A 718-nucleotide genomic window follows, 5' to 3' on the forward strand; every position below is an offset into this window, starting at 1 on the left:
ACGAGCATCAGCCCGCGCGTTTGCCTTGCCCGGGATTGGCGCGGGCGTCCGCCAGCTCGTCGACGAGGTCCTGCTCGAGCATGGCGAGGGCGCCGTCCCGAAGCTCCGGCGCGACGCGGGCGACGCGGTTGTAACGCTTGATCTGCATGTCGAGCAGCGCCGGCCCGGGAAGGTCAATGCCGGCCTCGGCGTGAAGGCGTTGAACCAGCGTTGCAACCGTCTTGAACAGCGCCTCGTCTATCCCAACCGACATGGCTGGGGTCTGGGACTGCCTCCCAGCCGCGTTTCGCATCGAACCTTCGCCGGTCATAAGCCAGCGAGCATCACATCCCATTTCTATTAAGCGCGCCAAATGTTGTGCCTTTGGCGCGCCGTCTTCCGTCTCATAACGGCGGTAGGTGCTCTCAGGGATGCCAGTCTGCCGCGCCATTTCTGGTGGGGTCAATCTCAGCGATTCGCGGAATGCGGCAATTCGCTCATGAAGAAGCATGACACCCCCTAAGAGCGAACAAAAGGTTCGCGCTTAGCCATAGCTTCGCGCATACCAAATTTGATAGCTGCATCAATAAGATAACACCACAAATGGGGCACTTGGCGCCAGTTCCAAGCGAGAACCGTCAAAAACGGCTTGATCTTCCAAAAATGGTTGATCATTCTCCCTCCCATGAAAACCGCTCCCGCAACGTCTGACGTCCCAAAAAATCCCGCCGAGAGGCGG

At 59.2% G+C, this 718-nt stretch carries 2 protein-coding genes; both read right to left on the minus strand.

All coding sequences use genetic code 11. From position 1 onward, the window contains the following. Positions 1–7: 7 nt before the first annotated feature. Entirely contained in the window at positions 8–253 is a 246-nt protein-coding gene (locus KHC27_RS21775) for a hypothetical protein (RefSeq protein ID WP_246520080.1), read from the minus strand. A gap of 245 nt (positions 254–498) precedes the next feature. Then, on the minus strand, positions 499–718 hold a 220-nt coding region (locus KHC27_RS18895), incomplete at its 5' end, for a hypothetical protein (RefSeq protein WP_213341117.1).

This window comes from Ancylobacter lacus (assembly GCF_018390635.1).
Lineage (GTDB): Bacteria > Pseudomonadota > Alphaproteobacteria > Rhizobiales > Xanthobacteraceae > Ancylobacter > Ancylobacter lacus.